Source organism: Kitasatospora sp. NPDC054768 (assembly GCF_053612025.1).
Genome location: NZ_JBSHBN010000061.1, coordinates 1 through 17,980, shown reverse-complemented (window position 1 = coordinate 17,980; position 17,980 = coordinate 1). Strand labels below are relative to the sequence as shown.

Annotated in this window: 19 protein-coding genes; 8 read left to right on the top strand and 11 right to left on the bottom strand. The window is 72.3% G+C overall.

Translation table 11 applies throughout. The features are described from left to right. Nucleotides 1-26: 26 nt before the first annotated feature. Nucleotides 27-416: a hypothetical protein gene (locus ACWGKU_RS19760; protein ID WP_452178596.1), complete on the bottom strand. Its 390-nt coding sequence runs from the start codon at nt 414-416 to the stop codon at nt 27-29. A gap of 244 nt (nt 417-660) precedes the next feature. On the opposite strand from ACWGKU_RS19760, the gene ACWGKU_RS19755 reads away from it, so the two are divergent. Beyond that, the gene (locus ACWGKU_RS19755; protein ID WP_452178597.1) at nt 661-1,683 is read left to right on the top strand and encodes an ArsR/SmtB family transcription factor; all 1,023 of its coding nucleotides are present in this window, start codon (nt 661-663) and stop codon (nt 1,681-1,683) included. A 447-nt stretch (nt 1,684-2,130) separates the two neighbouring features. Here ACWGKU_RS19755 and ACWGKU_RS19750 read toward each other — a convergent pair whose 3' ends face one another. Beyond that, the gene (locus ACWGKU_RS19750; protein WP_452178598.1) at nt 2,131-3,036 is read right to left on the bottom strand and encodes a hypothetical protein; all 906 of its coding nucleotides are present in this window, start codon (nt 3,034-3,036) and stop codon (nt 2,131-2,133) included. Between the two features lie 238 nt (nt 3,037-3,274). Between ACWGKU_RS19750 and ACWGKU_RS19745 the strand changes: the two genes are divergently transcribed. Next, nucleotides 3,275-4,321 carry a winged helix-turn-helix domain-containing protein gene (locus tag ACWGKU_RS19745; protein WP_452178599.1) on the top strand — a complete coding sequence of 349 codons (1,047 nt, stop codon included), beginning with the start codon at nt 3,275-3,277 and terminating at the stop codon, nt 4,319-4,321. Nucleotides 4,322-4,366: 45 nt separating this feature from the next. On the opposite strand, the gene ACWGKU_RS19740 is transcribed toward ACWGKU_RS19745, so the two are convergent. The 5 genes from ACWGKU_RS19740 to ACWGKU_RS19720 all read right to left on the bottom strand — a co-directional run bounded on the left by ACWGKU_RS19740 (nt 4,367) and on the right by ACWGKU_RS19720 (nt 9,158). Then, nucleotides 4,367-4,648 (bottom strand): hypothetical protein, encoded by a 282-nt coding sequence (locus ACWGKU_RS19740; RefSeq protein WP_452178600.1) that lies wholly within the window; start codon nt 4,646-4,648, stop codon nt 4,367-4,369. A gap of 181 nt (nt 4,649-4,829) precedes the next feature. Continuing rightward, nucleotides 4,830-5,177, bottom strand: a complete 348-nt coding sequence (locus ACWGKU_RS19735) for a hypothetical protein (RefSeq protein WP_452178601.1) — start codon at nt 5,175-5,177, stop codon at nt 4,830-4,832. A gap of 125 nt (nt 5,178-5,302) precedes the next feature. After that, complete coding sequence (locus ACWGKU_RS19730; protein ID WP_452178602.1) at nt 5,303-6,541, bottom strand: cytochrome P450 family protein; 1,239 nt, start codon at nt 6,539-6,541, stop codon at nt 5,303-5,305. Nucleotides 6,542-6,788: 247 nt separating this feature from the next. Beyond that, a complete protein-coding gene (locus tag ACWGKU_RS19725) occupies nt 6,789-7,661 on the bottom strand; it encodes an MFS transporter (protein ID WP_452178603.1) in 873 nt (290 codons plus the stop codon). 6 nt (nt 7,662-7,667) lie between these two features. Further along, the gene (locus ACWGKU_RS19720) at nt 7,668-9,158 is read right to left on the bottom strand and encodes an alpha/beta hydrolase family protein (RefSeq protein ID WP_452178604.1); all 1,491 of its coding nucleotides are present in this window, start codon (nt 9,156-9,158) and stop codon (nt 7,668-7,670) included. Nucleotides 9,159-9,504: 346 nt separating this feature from the next. Between ACWGKU_RS19720 and ACWGKU_RS19715 the strand changes: the two genes are divergently transcribed. The 3 genes from ACWGKU_RS19715 to ACWGKU_RS19705 all read left to right on the top strand — a co-directional run bounded on the left by ACWGKU_RS19715 (nt 9,505) and on the right by ACWGKU_RS19705 (nt 12,357). Beyond that, nucleotides 9,505-10,812, top strand: a complete 1,308-nt coding sequence (locus tag ACWGKU_RS19715; RefSeq protein ID WP_452178605.1) for a sensor histidine kinase — start codon at nt 9,505-9,507, stop codon at nt 10,810-10,812. Next, nucleotides 10,809-11,471 carry a response regulator gene (locus ACWGKU_RS19710; RefSeq protein ID WP_401053186.1) on the top strand — a complete coding sequence of 221 codons (663 nt, stop codon included), beginning with the start codon at nt 10,809-10,811 and terminating at the stop codon, nt 11,469-11,471. The genes ACWGKU_RS19715 and ACWGKU_RS19710 overlap by 4 nt, the downstream gene beginning before the upstream one ends. A 472-nt stretch (nt 11,472-11,943) precedes the next feature. Beyond that, on the top strand, nt 11,944-12,357 hold the full coding sequence (locus ACWGKU_RS19705) for a hypothetical protein (RefSeq protein WP_452180976.1): 414 nt from the start codon (nt 11,944-11,946) through the stop codon (nt 12,355-12,357). 610 nt (nt 12,358-12,967) lie between these two features. On the opposite strand, the gene ACWGKU_RS19700 is transcribed toward ACWGKU_RS19705, so the two are convergent. From ACWGKU_RS19700 to ACWGKU_RS19690, 3 genes are all read right to left on the bottom strand, one after another. Then, nucleotides 12,968-13,201 carry a DUF397 domain-containing protein gene (locus ACWGKU_RS19700; protein ID WP_401055446.1) on the bottom strand — a complete coding sequence of 78 codons (234 nt, stop codon included), beginning with the start codon at nt 13,199-13,201 and terminating at the stop codon, nt 12,968-12,970. A gap of 359 nt (nt 13,202-13,560) precedes the next feature. Then, nucleotides 13,561-13,770 (bottom strand): DUF397 domain-containing protein, encoded by a 210-nt coding sequence (locus ACWGKU_RS19695; RefSeq protein WP_401055449.1) that lies wholly within the window; start codon nt 13,768-13,770, stop codon nt 13,561-13,563. Further along, nucleotides 13,763-14,602, bottom strand: a complete 840-nt coding sequence (locus ACWGKU_RS19690; protein ID WP_452180977.1) for a helix-turn-helix domain-containing protein — start codon at nt 14,600-14,602, stop codon at nt 13,763-13,765. Before ACWGKU_RS19690 ends, ACWGKU_RS19695 begins: the two co-directional genes overlap by 8 nt. A gap of 332 nt (nt 14,603-14,934) precedes the next feature. Here ACWGKU_RS19690 and ACWGKU_RS19685 point away from each other — a divergent pair, with 332 nt between their 5' ends. The 3 genes from ACWGKU_RS19685 to ACWGKU_RS19675 all read left to right on the top strand — a co-directional run bounded on the left by ACWGKU_RS19685 (nt 14,935) and on the right by ACWGKU_RS19675 (nt 16,539). Then, a complete protein-coding gene (locus ACWGKU_RS19685) occupies nt 14,935-15,423 on the top strand; it encodes an NUDIX domain-containing protein (protein WP_452180978.1) in 489 nt (162 codons plus the stop codon). A 100-nt stretch (nt 15,424-15,523) separates the two neighbouring features. After that, nucleotides 15,524-15,964, top strand: a complete 441-nt coding sequence (locus ACWGKU_RS19680; RefSeq protein WP_452180979.1) for an ATP-binding protein — start codon at nt 15,524-15,526, stop codon at nt 15,962-15,964. A gap of 14 nt (nt 15,965-15,978) precedes the next feature. Continuing rightward, on the top strand, nt 15,979-16,539 hold the full coding sequence (locus ACWGKU_RS19675; RefSeq protein WP_452180980.1) for a hypothetical protein: 561 nt from the start codon (nt 15,979-15,981) through the stop codon (nt 16,537-16,539). Between the two features lie 881 nt (nt 16,540-17,420). On the opposite strand, the gene ACWGKU_RS19670 is transcribed toward ACWGKU_RS19675, so the two are convergent. After that, nucleotides 17,421-17,789, bottom strand: a complete 369-nt coding sequence (locus ACWGKU_RS19670) for a hypothetical protein (protein WP_401056106.1) — start codon at nt 17,787-17,789, stop codon at nt 17,421-17,423. Nucleotides 17,790-17,980: the final 191 nt, after the last annotated feature.

Here is a 17,980-nt window from a genome sequence, read left to right as displayed (position 1 = left end):
CGACGGATCGGTGGGGCCGAGCGCGCTCAGCAGCGCACGGTGGCGCCCCCGTTGTCGAGGTAGGCGTTGTACACCCAGCCGAAGCTTCCGCCGCCGACCATACGGACCCAGGTCCACCTGTTGCCGTACCCGTTGACGGAGTAGCACTCGTACTCCACCTTGATCCCATCGCCGATGGTACCGACGGTGGTGCACGCACCGTACGGGCCGGTGTGGACCGCCGCGCCGTCGGACTTGTTGATGGTTCCGGACCCGTTGTCCTTGTCCGTGTGAGGCCAGTAGGCGTTGCCGCAGGTGACCGTGACGCCGGCAGAGGGCGCGGCGGCGGTGGCGGCGGCGCCGGCCGGTGCGGCCGCGGCGCCCACAGCGAGCGTGACACCGACAGCGGTGACCGCGAGAGCACGACGAATACGCATGAACGCCTCCATGGGTGGTTTCTCGATTCGGACGGCCATCAGGCCCGGGGGGACCACCGGTGTTTTTGGGGCCCCGGTCCGCCGCCCTCGGAACCCATCCTGACGGTGCCGGCGGGCGCGGCCCCAGTCCTTTCGGCTGTCGCCGAAACCCCTGTGGTGAGGCCCACTTGAAGCAGTCGTGCGCGACCGGAGACGATGGGCGCCGGGAAGGTGGGCGTCCGAACAGAACCCGGGAGACCCTCACATGCTGCGCATCACGTTCACCCCGCAGGACCTCGCCAAGACCCGGATAGCGGCGACCTGGGGCCCGCTCGGCGAGACGCTACACGCGCTGACGACCCTGCAACAACCGCACAGCCGGGCGTTGTTCGGCGCATGGAGACACGAGGTCCATGCTCGTTCCCCCGCCCGCGTCCATCCGGCCTCCTCCCTCTTCCAGGAGACCGTCCTGGACCTGTTCACCGTCACCGGCGCCTCGTCGTCCGTCGAGGAGGGGATCGAGGCACTGCGCGCGGCACCGGCCGAGCGCCTGCGCACCGAACTCGAGGGGGCCGTCGAGGCGCGGGCCCGCTACTTACGCCGCACGGACCCCTGGGCGGGTGTGGCGTGGGGCGACATCGCGCACGTCCGGGCGGACCGTGAGGAACTGCTGGTGTTCCTCCGTAACGTCCACCGCGTCGCCGTGGCTCCCCACTGGCCGCGGATCCTGCCCCGGCTGCGGGCGGAGCAGACCGCGCACGCGCTCAGGCTCGCCCAGGACGGGCCCGAGGCGATGCTCACGGGACTGCCGCCCGAGTTCCGCTGGAAGCCGCCGACGCTGGAGGTCGGCAGAGGCGCTCTCACGAGCACTGTCGACCTGGAGGGCAGGGGCCTGTTGCTGGTCCCGTCCGCCTTCTGTCAGACCAGGCCGATTCCCTACACCGACCCGATGGACGACCAGGCACCCGTCCTGCTCTTCCTCCCCGTCATACGCGGCGTTTCCGACGTCACCGCACTGCTGACGTCGTCCTGTCGCGGGGTCGACGGCGCCTTGTCCGCGCTCCTGGGCCGCACCCGGGCCCGGACCCTCCACGCCATCGGCGACGGCCCTTGCACCACCGGGCAGCTGGCCGAACGCCTCAGCGCGTCGCTGCCCACCGCGAGTGAGCAGGCCTCCGTACTCCGCCAGGCCGGCCTCATCATCACCACCAGACGCGGCAGTGCCGTCCTGCACACGCTCACCCCCCTCGGCGGCGCGTTGCTCAACGGCCGTCACTTCCACGTCTAGGAGCCGGAGGAACTCGGCACCGGCCGGCTCCACGGGCGTGGTCGGCGAGGAGGGCGGTCAGGTCGGCGAGGGCCGAGCCGGCATCGACGGCGTCGGTGGGGGCGCCCGGGGTACGGGAGCCGGTCAGGCGCAGCGTCGGCGGAATCCGGCGCGGCTGTATCGTCCCGGTGAAACGATCAGTTGCGTTGCGTGCGTGACGGCGGTCTGTCCGGCGGCCGCACCGAAACCGTCCCGGCCGGGCGCGGGACGGCTTTCCGGCTCGAAGAACGAGCACAGAGCCAGGTGCCACCACGTCGGAAAGACGGTCGAACGCGCCGAGTCGATCAAGGAACACCAAACCCGCCGACCTTAGAAACCAAGCTTGGACAAGCCTTATCGCTGCAGCTCAGAAAGCCCTTTCGCGTTTCCGATCACCATCCGGACGCGACCCCGGATGAGACGCGCAGGCTAGTCAAGTCGTACGGGCGTGAGGGCCTCCCGGGCGGCCTGTTCAGTGGCGGCCAGGCTGACCGCGTCCACTTGGTCCGTGTTCTGACCGAGGCTGGGCGTTGGTGAGTACGACACGCTGAGTGCCACGTTGGCGCGCCGGACGAGGACGTGCACGGTGCCACCGGGCTGGTACACGCTGCGGGCTTCGTCGCCGAGGTCGGTGATCGTGCCGGAGTGCGACCTGGGACCGTTGGCAGCGCGTATGTTCAGCGCCTGCTGTTTGCGCGCGCTCGTGGTGGCGTCGGAGCCGAAGGTGCCGTCCCACTTGCCCAGCACGTAGTCGATCACGAGAGTGGTGCCGATCTCCCGGTCGCGCCAGACGCACCGTGAGCCGGAACCGTAGCCGGCGCTGAGGCGTTCGCTCCCGTCGGCAGCCGCATTCGGCGTCAGATGCGCCGCTGCCGTGGCCCCGGCCGTGCACGCCTGCGGCAGCTGCGAAGCCTCGTGTCGCCCCGGCCACCACGGTGCATTCCACGGGCGGTCGGCGACCAGCACGATCGTTGCCACCACCGTCAGCACCACAAGGCTGTTGAGCCCGGGACGGAATGTCCCACGCCACCCCTGAAACGGCCGGGTGGGGCTCGGACCGGTGGTTCCCTGCGCCCGGACCGGCGCCTGAATGGCGGGCGCGGCAGCACCATGAGCCTTGCTGGTCCCCTCGCGCCCCGCCAGGTGGAGGACGGCCGATGCGCCGACCCACACGGCGACAGCCAAGAACAGCATCGCGCTGCCGATCATGTTCTGGCCCTCGAACCAGCTACGGGCCATCAGCAGGAGCAGCACCAGAACCGCCGACGTCAGCAGCTTGAGGCGGGACACGAGTCGCTCGTGCGTCTTGCCGTCCTTGGGTGATAGGTCATCCATCCGGGCTCCTCGTCATCGAGTTGATCAGTGTCGCTGCTTGCCTACCGAGTGCGGACGATTCAGGGGGTCTGTCCAGCCAACTCTTTGTCTCGGTGATCGTTGTCGGGATCGTTCGCGTCTTTGCCGGATGAAAGAGTCCATCCGAGCCGTGCGGGATTCGACTCGTTTCGGTCTGCCCCGAAACGAGTGCGTCGGCAAGGCTCAGCCGCAGGGTGTGGGCGCGGATGAGGAGGACGGCGTGCTACGGGTTCATTTCACCGCCGAGGACCTGGCGCGGGTACGGGTCACGGTGCTGGGGCCGCTCGCCGAGACGCAGCTGAGTCTGCGGACCGTGCAGTGGCGCGACCGCGCGGTGCTGTTCGGCGGGTGGCGCGCGCGGACCGGCCCGCGGATCGGCGCCGACGGGAGGGAGGCCGCGCGGTTCCTCAGCCCGGCCGCCTGCGGAGCACTGGTGGACCTGTTCACCCTGGTGGGCGCGGTGGACTGCGTGGAGGAGGGGATAGAGCGGCTGATCAGTACGCCGACCTCGCGGCTGCGCGCGGAGTTCTCCGTCAAGCCGCGCACGGACGGGTCTGCGGCACCATGGCTGACCGAGGCGATGGACGCCGCCCCGCGGGCGCTGCGGCGGCTGGGCGCCGCCCTGCAGCACTGCCACCACGTCGCGGTCGCCCCCTACTGGCCGCGCATCGACCAGCACCTCCAGGGCGAAGTGGCGCGACGGGGCAGGCTCATGGCACGGGGCGGGGTGGGAGCGCTCCTGGACGGCCTGCGCCCGATGGCCGTGTGGAACCCGCCGGTGCTGGAGATCCCCGGCTACCGGCCGCTGAACCACCCGGAAGCCGACCTCCACCTGTCGGGCCGCTCGTTCGTCCTGGCTCCGTCGGTGTTCTGCGGGCCGGTTCCCCAGCTGTTCGCCGGCTCCGAGGACGACACGGTGGTCATGGCCTACCAGGCACTGCACGACCCGGTCGACGCGGCGGCCCTGTGGGCACCGCCTGCCGGTACCCGCCGAGGCGGTGCCCAGGTGCCGCCGGCCCTGGCCGCGCTGTTGGGCCGCAGCAGGGCGATCGTGCTGTGCGTCATAGCCGACCATCCCGCCTGCACGACGACGCAGTTGGCGCAGCGGGCCGGTATCTCGCCGGCCAGTGCCAGCGAGCACGCCACCACCCTGCGCAAGGCCGGGCTGACCGCCCTGACCCGGGAGCGGAAGGCGGTCCTTCACACGCTGACCCATCTCGGACTCACCCTGCTGAGCACCAACATCCCATCCCCCGAAGCCTCCTGAACGCCGGACGGCACACCGAGGCCGGCAGCGGTGGTCGGGCGGTGGTCAGGTGGCGCCGAGGCGGGTGGCCGCCGCGCCGCAGCCGACGCCGGGCGGACGGGGGGTGATGCCCGCGCAGGGGCCGCAGGTGCCGGGGCGGGGCACCGGGTCGTGGCAGCGGGCGCACTCCGCGTACCGAACTGGCGTGGGCGGCGCGGCAGTCGGGGCGGGCGGCAGCTTGTGCCGCAGGCGGTAGCGGAGCACCGCGACCGCCGAGTGCAACGGGCTGGGCAGGCCCGACAGCAGGCCTGGGCGAGGTCGGCGGCGCTGCTTCCGCGCTCCAGCCACCGCGCGACCAGGGGAGCGGGTTCACGCGCCTCGGCCTCGCCCAGGCGCAGGCGCGGCTCGGGCCGGATCACCCGGAACAGGGTGGCGATCGCCTCACGGAGCTGCTCCCTCGCCCTCCTGATGATTCGTCATTTCCACGTCGGGGAGGGAGGGTTCTTGGTTCCTGTCCTTTGGAGGGGCGTCAGCGAACGGCGGCCGCTTCGCCGGGAACCGGACGGGTGGCACCCGGCGGGGCGAGCTGCGGGGTGTCGTAGACGTGGGTCTCGGTGACGATCGTGCCGTCGGGCATGCGGATCCTCTCGACCCGGTAGTACCCGGCGGCGGTCAGCTCCTTCAGGGCCTTGCGGATCGCGCCACGGCCCTGGGGGCTGGTGTCGGCCATGTGCCGGCCGTCCTCGCGCCGGCCGTCGGGGCGGGAGAGGAGGTCCGCGAGCAGGCCGCGGGCGGTGTAGGAGAGCCGCCGGCACTGCAGCATGCCGTTGGGCAACACGGTGAAGTCGCGCACGTGGGCGCTACGATGAACGCGCATCGGGAGTGGTTGCTCCTGTTGCCGGACCCCGGGGTGTTCCAGCACTGCCGGGGTCGCCTGTCTTCGGTCGATGTCGCGGAACGTGCCACAACGATTACGCGCACAACGGTCGTTCGCGACGAAGGTCAGGCGGCCGGGGCGGGCGTGGGGACGATCCAGAGTTCGGAGGGGCCGTTGATGATGACGGACTCCATCCGGGCCGGCGCCGCCCTGGACGGGTCCAGGACGGCACCGGGGTAGGCGCCGAAGAGCCCGTCCAGGGCCACTTCGGCCTCCAGTCGGGCCAGTGGCGCGCCCAGGCAGAAGTGCGGGCCGTGGCCGAAGGCCAGGTGCTCCTTGTCGGGGCGCGTCGGGTCGAAGTCGTCCGGCCGCTGCGGGTGGACCTCCGGGTCCCGGCCGGCCGCGCCGAAGCCGAGCAGGATCGGTTCGCCCCGCCGGACGACCACGCCCTCGCCGAGGTCGATGTCCTCCAGCGGGTAGCGCAGCGGGATGTGCATCGCCGGGCTCTCGTGGCGCAGGGTCTCCTCGATGACGTCCCCCCAGCCGAGGCCGCCCTCGTGGACCCGGGCCAGGTGGCCGGGGTGGGTGAGGAGAGCCTGGACGGCGCTGGTGATGAGGTTGACCGCGGTCTCGTACCCGGCGCCCAGCATCAGGAAGAGGATGTCGCGGGACTCCTCCTCGCTGCGGCCCGTCCCGCCGCCGGTGCCGACGGCGGCCACGTCGGTGGCGAGGTCGGGCCCGGGGGCGCGCCGTTTGAGCTCCAGCAGGTCGGTCAGCACCACGTTGATCGCCGCCCGGGAGGCGGTCATCTGCTCGGCGGTGGCCGTCGTCGTCAGCAGGGCGTCCATCGACGTGCCGATCCGGGGCCGCATGTCGGCGGGCACGCCGAAGAGGTCGCAGATCACCGTCATGGTCAGCGGGAGCGACAGCGCCCGGCGGACGTCCACGGCCTCGCCGGGGCCCAGGCCGCGGAACGCGCCGACGAGGGCGGCGGTCGTCGCCTCGATCCCGGGCCGCAGCCCGGACACCCGGCGGGGCGAGAAGGAGGGCGCCATCTGCCGCCGCGCCGAGCGGTGTTCGCGGCCGTAGAGGTTGAAGAAGTTCTGCTGGAACGCGATCGGCCCCATCGGCCACCCCTCGGGCACCGAGGCCAGGCCGGGCCAGTGCCTGCGCGGGTCGCGGGAGATCCGGGGATCGCCGGTCAGGGCGCGGATCACCGAGCTGCGGGTCACGGACCAGGCGATGATGCCGCCGGGGAGTTCGACCCGTACGGCGGGCCCGGCGGCGCGAAGCTCCGCGTTCTGCTGGTGGATGCGCCGGGCGGTCATGTCCAGCACCGGGCAGCGGCTGACGTCTGGAGCCATGGCATCGCTCCTCAGGAGCTCTCGGGGGCTCAGGAACTCTCGGGACCTGTCGGGAACTCAGCAACTCTCAGGGACTCTCGGGACCTGTCGGGGGCGCCCCGGTGGACGGTGCCCCGCGGCGGGGCCGGCCTGTCCGGGGCCGGTGCTCCGTTGCGGACCGGGGCCCGTGCTCCGTTGTAGAGGGGCGCGGCGCGGCCGTCAACGGGGCATTGGCCCGTCCGGCGCACCGCCCCGGCGCACCCCCGGCTCACCCCCGGCGCACCTTCGAATCCCGCCCGCCCCGCTCCCGCAGAGCCCGGTGGGTGAGCACCGCCCCCGCCGCGGACAGCACGGCCAGGACGATCCCCAGGACGTGCAGGGCCCCGGTGAACCCGGCCGCCAGCGCCTCCCGCCGGGCCGGGTCCACCTGCCCCTGGACGGCCCGCGCGCCGAGCCGGGCCGCCTCGCCGCCCGGCAGGCCGGGCAGGTGAGCGGCGGTCAGCGTGGTGAGCAGCGCGGCCGCGCCCGAGACCGCGACCGACTCGCCGGTGATCCGCATCGTGTTGAAGACGCCGGCCGCGGCCCCGGCGCGCTCGACCGGCACCGTGCCCACCGCCGCGTCGTCCATCACCCCGAACGCCAGCCCCACCCCGGCCCCGAACGGCAGCAGCGGTACCGTCAGCGCCGCCCACCCCGCGCCGCCGCGCACCGTGACCAGCAGCAGGGCGCCCAGCGCGATCAGCGCCGAGGCGCCGGTCAGCACCGTACGGACGGAGAACGCCGCGGCCAGGCGCCCGGCCGGCAGCGGCAGCAGCAGGACGGGCACCGTCAGCGGCAGCAGGAGCAGACCACTGGTCAGCACGGAACGCCCGCCCACCCCCTGGAGGTAGGCGGGCAGGTAGACCAGCAGCACCACGAAGCCGAGGGTCACGGTGAACGGCTGGCACACGACCGCGAGGAACTCGGGCCGCCGGAACAGCCGGACGTCGAACATCGCCCGCTGCGCCCGGCGCAGCTCCACCACCGCGAAGGCCGCCACCAGCAGGGCCGCGCCGGCCAGCGGCAGCAGGGTGCCCGGCGCCGTCCAGCCGGTCGGCGCTGAACCACCCCGGCACCGGGCCGGCGCCGGGCCTCCCGTCACCCGGCTTCACCCACGGTCGCCCGGGCGGTGGACGCTGAGGTCGCCGTAGGCCCGCAGGGCGCCGGCCGGGTCGCCGGGCTGGTCCCGCAGAACGGCGTCCAGGAAGGCGAGGGTGGCCGCGGCGACGACGCGCGGGCTCTCGGTGCGGCCCAGGGAGCCGACGAGCGAGGGCACGGGCGGCAGGTACAGGGGGCCGTCCATGAAGGTGAGATGCGCGGTGCCGGGGACGGTGAGCCGGTAGCTCGTCGCGGTGCTGGACCCGAGCGCCTCGGTGAGGCGGGGCAGGTAGCGCGGGTCGGTTCCCGGGGTGAGGGCCTGGGTGAGTGCGAGCGTCGGCCGGTCGAGGGCGGGTGCGGTGGGGCCGTGGGGGTAGCCGTCCAGGTCGACGACGGCGCCGAACCGGCGGTCCTGCCGGGCCGCCTGCAGGGCGGCGGCGCCGCCCATGGAGTGGCCGCTCACCGCGACCCGCCCGGTGTCCAGGCGTCCGGTCAGCGGGTCGGCGATCCCGCCCCGGTCCAGGGTGTCCAGCCGGGTGAGGACGAAGCCGAGGTCGGCGGCCCGCACCGCCGTCCAGCCGGCCGCCAGCTCGTCGTCCTTGTCCCGGTCGCCGCTGGAGGCGGTCTCGGTGGTGATCGTCCGGCCGTCGGCGAGGACGACGGCGGCGGAGTCGTACGGGTGGTCGAGGGCGGCGACCACGTAGCCGTGGCTGGCCAGTTCCTCCGCCCAGGCGGTGTTCTGGGTGCGCACCCCGCCCGACCCGGGGGAGAACAGCACGACCGGGAACCGTTCGCCACCGCCGGCCACCGGGGCGTCGAAGACCGAACGGCTGCGGGCCCGCGGAACACCGTCGACCAGGAAGCCCGGCAGGCCGACGCCGCGGGCGAGGGCCTCGGAGACGGTGCGCGCCTCGCGCTCGGTGCGTCCGAGGTACTGGGCCCGCCGCGTGCCCGCGGGGCTCTTCCGCGCGGGGTACCAGAGCTGGACCACGACGGTGCGCAGGTCGTTCGGATCGGCGGTGAAGGTCTCGGGGCGGCGCGGGTCGGTCCACTGCACCACGCGGGTGCCGACCGCGAAGGCGCCCGACGGTTCGGGGAACACGGGTACGGGAAAGGCCCAGGCGGCCACCGGGCCGGTGGCGATCAGGCCGGCGCAGGCCACCGATCCCGGCAGCGCCAGCCACCAGCGGGCCCGCCACGCCGGCCGGCCGGTACGGCGCCGCAGCAGGGCGGAGAGGGCGAACGGCGCCGCGAGGGCGGCGCCGGCCAGGACCGGCAGCAGCTGCCAGCGGATCCCCGTCACGGCCAGCGCGAGCGCGGACGGCACGAGGAGCGCCCCCGCCGCGATCGTCACGCGCGGGCGGGCGGCGGGGGGAAGCCAGCGCGCCACCACCAGCGCGACGGCACCCAGCAGGGCGAGGATTTCCAGGGGGGACATGGGCAGTCCCGCGATGTTCTCGGTCACCCGGCCATGCTCGGCGCCGGGCGTGCGCCGCCGCATCGATCACGGGTCGCCGCCGTGGCCGACCGGGGTCGCAAACCGCTGAACCTCCCCGTACGACCGCAGCAGTAGTCGAGCACACCGGACCGGCGGCCGCACTGCGACCACGGGAGGTATCGGGACTCCTCCTGCGGGCGTATCCCGGCCCGGCGCGATCAGACGGTGGACTCATGTGCCGCGCGGGCCGGCGGCCTACCGTGAGCAGGGCCGCGGTACGTGCCGGGGCGGCGGTGGTGCGTGCCGGGGCGGCGCGAGGCGTACGGCCCCGTGCCCGACCCGGAACCGGCTGTCCGCGGCGGTGGCCCCGGCCGGGGCCACCATGACGCCGAATCGACAGGGACGTGCGATGACCGAGGCGGCCGCGGAACCCGGCCAGGCCCACCGGAACCAGGTGCCTGTACGGGTGCGGGTGCGGGCGCGGTGGGCGAGGACCGCCCTACGACTGACGCAGTACGCCGACCTTGCCCGCGCACGAGCGGCGCGACCGGTGAAAGCCGCCGGGCGCTGGGGCTCCCGGCTGCCGCCCGCGGTACGGGACGCGCTGCTGCCGGCGCTCCTGCTCCTCAACGTCACGACCACGCGCCCGCCGCACGAGCTGCCGGTGGCCGTGGCCCTCACCGCCGCCCTCGCGCTGCCCCTGCTGTGGCGGCGCCGGGCCCCGCGCACGGTGTTCGGCGCGGTGGCGGCCGCGGCCCTCGTCCAGTGGCTGACGGGCGTCCAACTGCCCGCCGATGTAGCCCTGTTGGTGGCCCTTTACACGGTGGCCGCCACCTCGGGCCGGCGCGGCGCGCTCGTCGCCGGCGCCCTCGTGGAGGCGGGTGCCCTGCTGGCCTGCCTGCGCTGGGCGACGGAAGGCGCGTTCCTGACCCCGTTCGTCGCGGTCACCGCGATGGTCGTCGCCGCCGCCGTCCTCGGCGTGAACGTGCGCACCACGCGCGCCTACCTCGCGGCCCTGGAGGAACGGGCCGCCCGCCTGGAGCACGAACAGGAACAGCAGGCGCGACTGGCCGTCGCCGAGGAAAGGACCCGCATCACCCGGGAGATGCACGACATCGTCACCCACAACCTGTCCGTCATGGTCGCGCTCACCGACGCCGCCGTCTACGCCCAGCACCGGTCGCCCGACAAGGCCACCACCGCGATGCTCCAGATCTCCGAGACGGGCCGCCAGGCCCTGACCGACATGCGGCGCTCACTGGGCGTCCTGCGCACCGACGAACCGGACGCGCAGCGCCACCCGCTGCCCGGCATCGCCCAACTGGAGGCCCTCGCCGACCAGATGTGCGCCGCCGGACTGCCCACCCGCCTCGACGTCCACGGCGGCCACGCCCACATCCCCGCCACCGCCCAACTCACCGTCTACCGACTGGTACAGGAAGCCTTGACCAACACCCTCAAGCACACACCCGCCGGCACCCGCGCCACCGTCCGCATCCACTGCTCGACCGCGGCCGTCACCGTGGACGTCACCGACAGCGGCCCCCGCCCGCCGCATCCGCGTCCCGCCGCCGCACCGTCCGGCCACGGCATCCCCGGCATGCGCGAGCGCTCGGCCGCCTACGGGGGGACATTGCGGGCCGGACCGCTCCCGGGCGGCGGCTGGGGAGTCCACACCCGCCTGCTGCTCGACAGCGGCGAAGCGGCGCGCGCATGACGATCCGCATCCTGATCGCCGACGACGAAGCGCTGCTCCGGATGGCCTTCAGCACCGTCCTGGAGGCCCAGCCCGACATGGCACCGGTCGGCGAGGCCGCCGACGGCGCCCAGGCCGTACGCCTCGCCCGGGAGCTGCGCCCCGACGTCGTCCTCATGGACGTCCGGATGCCCGGGACCGACGGGATCGAGGCGACCCGACAGGTCGTCGCGGCCTGCCCGCGGAGCAGGGTGCTCATCCTCACCACCTTCGACCTGGACGAGTACGCCTTCGCCGGACTCAACGCCGGGGCCTCGGGCTTCCTGCTGAAGAACGCCCGGCCCGAGGAACTGCTCACCGCGATCCGCAACGTCGCCGCGGGCGACGCGGTGATCTCCCCGCGGATCACCCGCCGCCTGCTGGAGAACCTCCGCCCGCACATCCCCGACGGCCGCGGCCCCGAGCACGACGAGCGGCTGGGCCGGCTCAGCGCCCGCGAACGCGAGGTGCTCGTCCAGGTGGGCCGCGGCCTGTCCAACGCGGAGATCGCGGCCACCCTGTACCTCGCGGAGGCGACCGTGAAGTCCCACCTGGGACGGATCCTGCAGAAGCTCGAACTCCGCGACCGGATCCAAGCCGTGGTCCTCGCCTACGAAAGCCGCCTCGTCCACCCGGCCTGACCCCGCAGCCCCGCCGCCGCGTGGGGCCGCCCGCCCTCCACGCCCCTTCGCCCTGGTCCGCCCAACCCGCCGGGCCGCGCGCAGGAAGTCGGCCCCGCCGACTTCCTGCGCTCTGGCTCGGTGGGGTGGGGTGGGGTGGGGCCGGGCTGTTGCGGCGGGGCCGCCCCGTCGATCCAGGCTTGAACCCGCGCCGCGCAGGAAGTCGGCCCCGCCGACTTCCTGCGCGGCCGGGGCCGGGGGCGGCATCCGGGCGGCTCCGGGGACGGGGAGGTTCGACGCAGGGGCCGCGGCAGTGCCGGTGTGCGGGCCGTCGGATCGGACGTAGGAGGCGGGGCGGGGTCCACGGGCGTCCTTCCCGCCTCCCCGAAGCCGTCTCGGCGGTGCGACGAACGATTCCAACTCCGCTGAACTGACGCCGACTTGACGGGGTCGTGCCTACCATCGAGCTGCGCTGGCGCGATGGGGGAGCCAGGTGCGCCGGAATCCGGTGCCGGGGGCGGTCGGGGCCGCGGTCGTCCGGCAGGCGACGATCGTGGTGGTGGCGAAGGCACTGCCGCCGTTGGATCCTGGGTGGTTCCCGCAGTTGGGGCCGACCGTGGCCAACCTGGCCGGCGCGATGGTGGTGCTGGTGCTGCTCCGGGCCTGGGGTCTGCTGGCGGTCGGCGGGGTGACCAGCCTTGGGGTGACGGCGCGTTGGGTGGTGCTGCTGCCGGTGGTGGTGCTGGTGCACGCGCTGTCCGACTACCTGGAGATCTACTCGCCGGGGAAGACGGCCGACTGGCTGCAGGCGTTGGGCGTGGTCGTCGACCTGGGGTTGGGGCTGCTGCTGCTCCGGGCCCTTGCTGTTCCGGCGGCCGGCACCGTCGGTCCGCCGAAAGCCACCTGAAGGCACCGGCGGTGCGGCCGGTGCCGCTCTGCCCCCGGCGCCGGAGCGGTGCCGGGGGCGGCCGTGCTACCGGCGGCCGGTGGTGCGGGTGCGACGGGGGAGGGGACGACGGCCGGTAGGAACGCGCCGGTGTTGCCGTAGGCGTACCCGACCGGCAGTTCGCCGTTGTAGGCGAGGGCGAGTGCGAAGCCCGGTTCGGCGGCGTGCCGGTCGGGGCGCTCGGGGAACGGTGTCTCGGTGGTTCGACAGGTGCAGTAGGTCATCGGGGAGTTCCGGGTCGGCCGTGCCGCCATCGCAGGCACCTCTGGCAGGACGGCGCCGACCCGGCCCGAACCTTTCTGGCAGGAGGGCCTGCGGTTCGGACGCCGCCGGGCCGCAGCGCGGTGGCACCTTCGGGCAGGGTCAGCCACCAAGTGAGGTAGGACGCCGGCGATTGGCCAGCCCCCTGAGACAGGGCTGCGCTGCTATGCGTCAGTTGACGGTTTTAGGTGAGCTTGCCGAATTGTTGTGAGGGCCACTTGCGTTCATTGTCGTGGCTAGGTGGTATGCAAGATGATGGGTGGGCCCCGGCGGCTGATTCGCCAGGGCCCACCCATCCGTCATTCACCCGTTACAGCTGAACCGGGAACTCATGTGCTTTGACGGCGTCAAGGAACGCCTGGAACGCCGCGGGGGTGAACTCCAGGACAGGGCCGCGCCGGTGCTGCTTGGTGTCGCGAACCGGGATGATGCCGGCCGGGGTCCGGCCGACCTCGACGCAGTTGCCGTTCTCACCGGCCGAGTAGCTGGACTTGGCCCAGCTGTAGCCGCCCTGGTCGAGGGTGGTGCCGTCGTGCATGGTCATCCTCTCAGTTATCCCCAACTCGCACTGTTCGTCAGGGTTGCCTGCAAGTATGACCGCGACGCCTGCGGGTCGAGCGCCTGGGACATAAGGACCTCAAACTGGCGGTTTCGACGGGTGAGATTCGCGAAGCGGTCCGCGAACGTCAGGTTCTGTTCGTTGTCGGCGGCGAGGTCTGTCAGCGGGGGCGGCCGTTGCGGAGCGTGGTGACGTCCGGTTCGCAGCCGTTCAGCACCACCCGGTGGGCGGACGGTGCTGGTTTCCGCTCCGGGCGGGGGCGGCGGGCCGGCGTGACGTCCGAGCCGGCACGGCGCAGGCCCGGACCGGGGAGCGGTCCGGGCCTGCGGGGGCCGGGCGGAGGCTCAGACCTCGCCGAACTCGCCGCTAAGAACAGCGGCAACGAACGACACCCAGGCCTCGGCCGGGAAGACGAGAGCCGGGCCCTGAGGATCCTTGGAGTCACGGACCGGCATCAATGCACGAGAGCCACGCGCAACCTCAAGGCAGTCGCCGCCTTGCTGGCTGTACGTCGACTTCACCCACGAAGCGGTAGTCAAGTCGAAATCAGCCATGAGAGTCCTTCCGAGCGTGGAGTATCAATTCGAGGGTCGCCGACTCGGCCAGCGCCCCTACCTGGAGGCGATCGTATCTCCTACGCCAGTCGCGGAGCCTGTCGTCATCACGTTCAACGTGCCCTCGCCCCTCAGACTCAGAGTAGCCAAACAGGGAGCCATCGGGGAGCGTCAGCAGCCGCATGGGCAGGGCGAACGGCCTGTGCTCTCCCATGCTGAACGGCGCTACCTGAAGTACCACACGCCCCTGTTCGTAGAGCTGTTCAAGTTGCTCAAGCTGTTCCCGCATGACCTCGGGGCCACCGATGATCCGCCGGAGGCAGCTCTCGTCCATGACGGCATGGATGAGCGGCGGATCACGTCGCGCCAGGGCCTCCTGTCGTGCGAACAGAAAGGTCAGCCTCTCTTCTGCTTGCTTGGGAGTGATGTCCCTTCGACGAACATCTGCCCTTGCAAGAGCCGCTGCATAGGACTTCGTTTGGAGCAAGCCGGGGATGATGCCGAGTTCGAAGATCCGGATCTCACTGGCCCGCGTCTCATTGGCCGCGTACTCGGGAAAGCCCTCCAGCAAGGCCGAGTGCTTGGCCTGGAGCCACATCAGCAGCAGGGTTCCGCCCGTCTCAAGCACCCGATCGGCATCACGTGCGAACTTCTCGCTTGGCGGGGTCCGGCCAGGAGGAGCAAGTTCAGCGTAGGAGACGTAGGAGGGATCGACCCCCAAGCGCCTGGCCAGCTGGGCTTGCGTGAGGCCAGCAGCCTTACGTGACCTGCGAAGTTGCACCCCGAAGGGTGCCCATGGACCTGATGTTGGATCAAGCTCTTTGATGTTCACTGATCTTCGCCTACTTGCCGAGCATCAACTTCAAGATTCAGATCGAGTTCCGATCGTAGCGGGAGAGGGGCCACTATGGCTACGCCCGGTGATGCACCGGGAGCACAGAGCAACCGGCGGAGGTCTCGTGTGTCACACGCGGAATCCCGAGAATCGGTTTCAACTCCACCAATTTGTAGCGGACTTCACCGGCTCTGAGGGCAGCGATCCGCCGAGCGCATCTTCGTGGAGGTCGCACCCGGGAACGCCTACCGCCCGACCGTCGACGGGTGGCCACTGCCGCCCGCCATCAATTCCTCTTACCTGGAGCAGAGTTGAGCAGGACCCGCATCATGAGCAAGCCCCCGGCCCGCCGGTCGGGTCAGCAGATCTTCGCCCTGCGCGAGGACCCCGACGGATCGGGCGAACTCTCCGCCCTCCTCGTCGATCCCGTCTACATGGACGGCCTCATCCTCCCCGGCGGCAGCGCCGAGCAGGACGAGCTCCCCCACCTCGCGGCCCGCCGGCACCTCGAAACCGAGACCGGCCTCGTCCTGCCCCTCCGCACCATCCTCGCCATCGACTACATGCCCGCCGCCGAGTTCCCCGAGGGCCTCAACCTCGTCTACGCGGGCGGGAAGCTCACACCCCAACAGGCCACCACCGCCACCCACCACCGGCCCCCGGAGGAACTGCGCGCCCTCCACTGGGTCCCCCGTCACCAACTCCGCGACCTCATGGCCGACGAGCAGTGCCGCCGCGTCGAGGACGCCTGGGACGCCTGGGAGCACGGCGACGGCCTCCCCCTCCTCGTGCGGGGCGTCCCGGTCCCGGTCGCCTGATCAAGCGCCCGGCCCGACGGCGACACCACGGGGCCGGACCTCCGTGAGTGCGGTCCGGCCCCTTCTCCAGCAGCACGCGTTCAACCCCTTGAGGTCCCCCATGCTCAAAACCCACCGCCGGCCCCGCATGTTCGTCGCGCGCCTCGACTCCCGGGCCGAATCCACGCCCCTGGCGCGCTACCTGCTCCGTGCCTACCTCTCCGGCCTCCCCTCCGGCGAGCGCTACGCCGACACCGCCGAGCTGCTGCTCGGCGAGCTGTTCGCCAACGCCGTGCAGCACTCCGATGCCCCCGACGACTGCCACATCGAGATCCGCTTCGCCCTCGTCAACTCCCGTCTGCGGCTGGAGGTCCACGACGCCGGAAGCGGCCGCCCGTCCCTCCGTGTCGCCTCGCCGGACGACGAGCGCGGGCGCGGGATGTTCCTCGTCGACGAGCTCGCCGAACGCTGGGGCAGCGCCAACCGCCCCGGCGGCACCGGCAAGTACGTCTGGGCCCTCGTCGCCCCCATCCCCTACGCCCCGGCCCTCGTCATCGCCTGAAAGTCCGAACCCCCATGCACCTCGCCACCCTCGCCACCCTCGCCGGCCACGCCCTCTCCCGTGGCCGGACCCCCGCCGAGACGTACGCGCTCCTCGCCCGCCGCACCCGCGAGCCGGTGCCCTCGGCCCGCGCCGTCTGCCTGGCCCTGACCATCCCGCTCGCCGAGACCGTCCGCCGCCTCGACGAGTGCCACGACGCCCTCCTCGCCAACCCCCGCCCCGGCTCCGAGACCGACACCGGCGAACTCCTCGAAGCCCTCGGCGTCTTCGACGTCCCCGCCTCCCTCACCGACACCGAACTCGCCGTCGTCGACCACTTCCTCACCGCCATCGACGCCATGGGCGGCATCCGACCCGGCCACCAGCACGGCCTCACCCGCTGGTTCACCACCGGCAACCTCACCGCCGCCTACCTCTCCCTCGCCGCCGCCCGCCCCCTCGCCCGCACCGGCAACCCCGTCACCTACTGGACCGCCCTCGTCACCGCCGGCGAACTCCTCACCACCACCCCCAACCCCGACACCCGCCTCACCTACGCCCTCACCCACTGCCGCACCCAAGCAGCCAGTACCTGAATTCCGCGCCGTGCACAGGAAGTCGGACCCGCCGACTTCCTGTGCAGCGTGGCAGGAGCCGAGCGCGTTCACCGTCGCGCATCCGCGAGCAGCGCCCGAGCTTGACTCTGTCGGTGATCTTGGATGACCGGGCTCAGGTGCCAAGGGTTCGGCAGGACTTCGGCCGGGGATGTCGTGCTCGTCCGGGTAGGTCGGGAAGGCGGTCGGCGGTCTCGATGACGGGGTTTCGTCTCGGTGACACGTGCGGCGAACCCCCTTCCAGCTGATGATGTGCCCGCGGGGGACGTAGCGAGCCGTCGTGTCGTGGGGGAAGACGATCGCCGAGGCGGAGGGTGGCAGGCTGCCGTCGCCGGCGGTGCGCCGGCGCAGGCGGCCTGCCCTGCCGCGGTAGTAGTTCTGCACGAGGATCTCTGCCGCGGAGCCTCGGCCTGTGGGCCGGGGCGGTACTCCGACTCGTGCCGCTGGAGGTGCTCCGTCAGGCGGCAGGCGTCGTTGCCGGCAGCGAGGATCCTGGTCCTGGGCCGGGTGGGGTTCTTGCCCGGACGGGCCGGGCGTCCGTCGCGCGGGTACCAGCCCGCGAAGCCCCGTTGCACCACAGCCCGTCCAGCCGGCCTCCGACCCGCATTGCGGTCGTGCCGACGGGGTTGCTCGACCGCGCGATCCGAGCGGTCGGAGAAGGGACTTGATCACCGGAGCCGGGGTGGAGCGACAACTGACACCTCAACAACTGCACGGTCTTCGATCAGCCCCGAGCATGCCCGCTGATCACGTCGGCACCGGCGCGTCCGGTCCCGGCGCCCTCGGTCAGGTCCTCGGGTCAGGCACCCGACCGAGGGTCCGGGCGGAGCCGGCGGATCAGCGGAGCCGCCGGGGGCGCCGGATCAGGAGACGCGCTTCAGCTGCCAGGCGTTGTTGTTGAAGCTCGGGTTCGACCAGGCGACGCAGCTGCTGGTGTAGTAGGAGCCGGTCTGGACCCATCCCGCGGGCGGGTAGGTGGTGGAGCAGGCCTGGACCACGGTGCCGACGGGCAGTCCGGTGAGCTGCTTGATCTGCTTGATGTTCGGGCTGAAGCTCTGCGTGCCGCAACTGCTGCTGTAGCCCCAGTTCACGTCGACGAAGCCGGCCGGGGTGACCACGCTTGCGCACGAGGTCGTGACGTCACCCGGGGCGGCCTGGGCGGGCGCGGCGGCCAGGGCGAGCATCGCGGCGGTAGCGGCGACGGCCATACAGGTGGTACGAAGGCGAATCATGGGTGAGGCTCCTTCTGGTCGGGGGTGGCCGGTCAGGCCGTGGAGCCATTCCTATGGTTTGATCGCCGGTTTCGGATAGCGACTTTCAGGCCTAAAGATCCAGCGCGCAGAGCGGCGGCCAGGACGCGCGGGAAGGCGGGAGCGGGAGAACGGGACACGCGGGGAAGGCGGGGGTGGGCCCGGACCGGGTC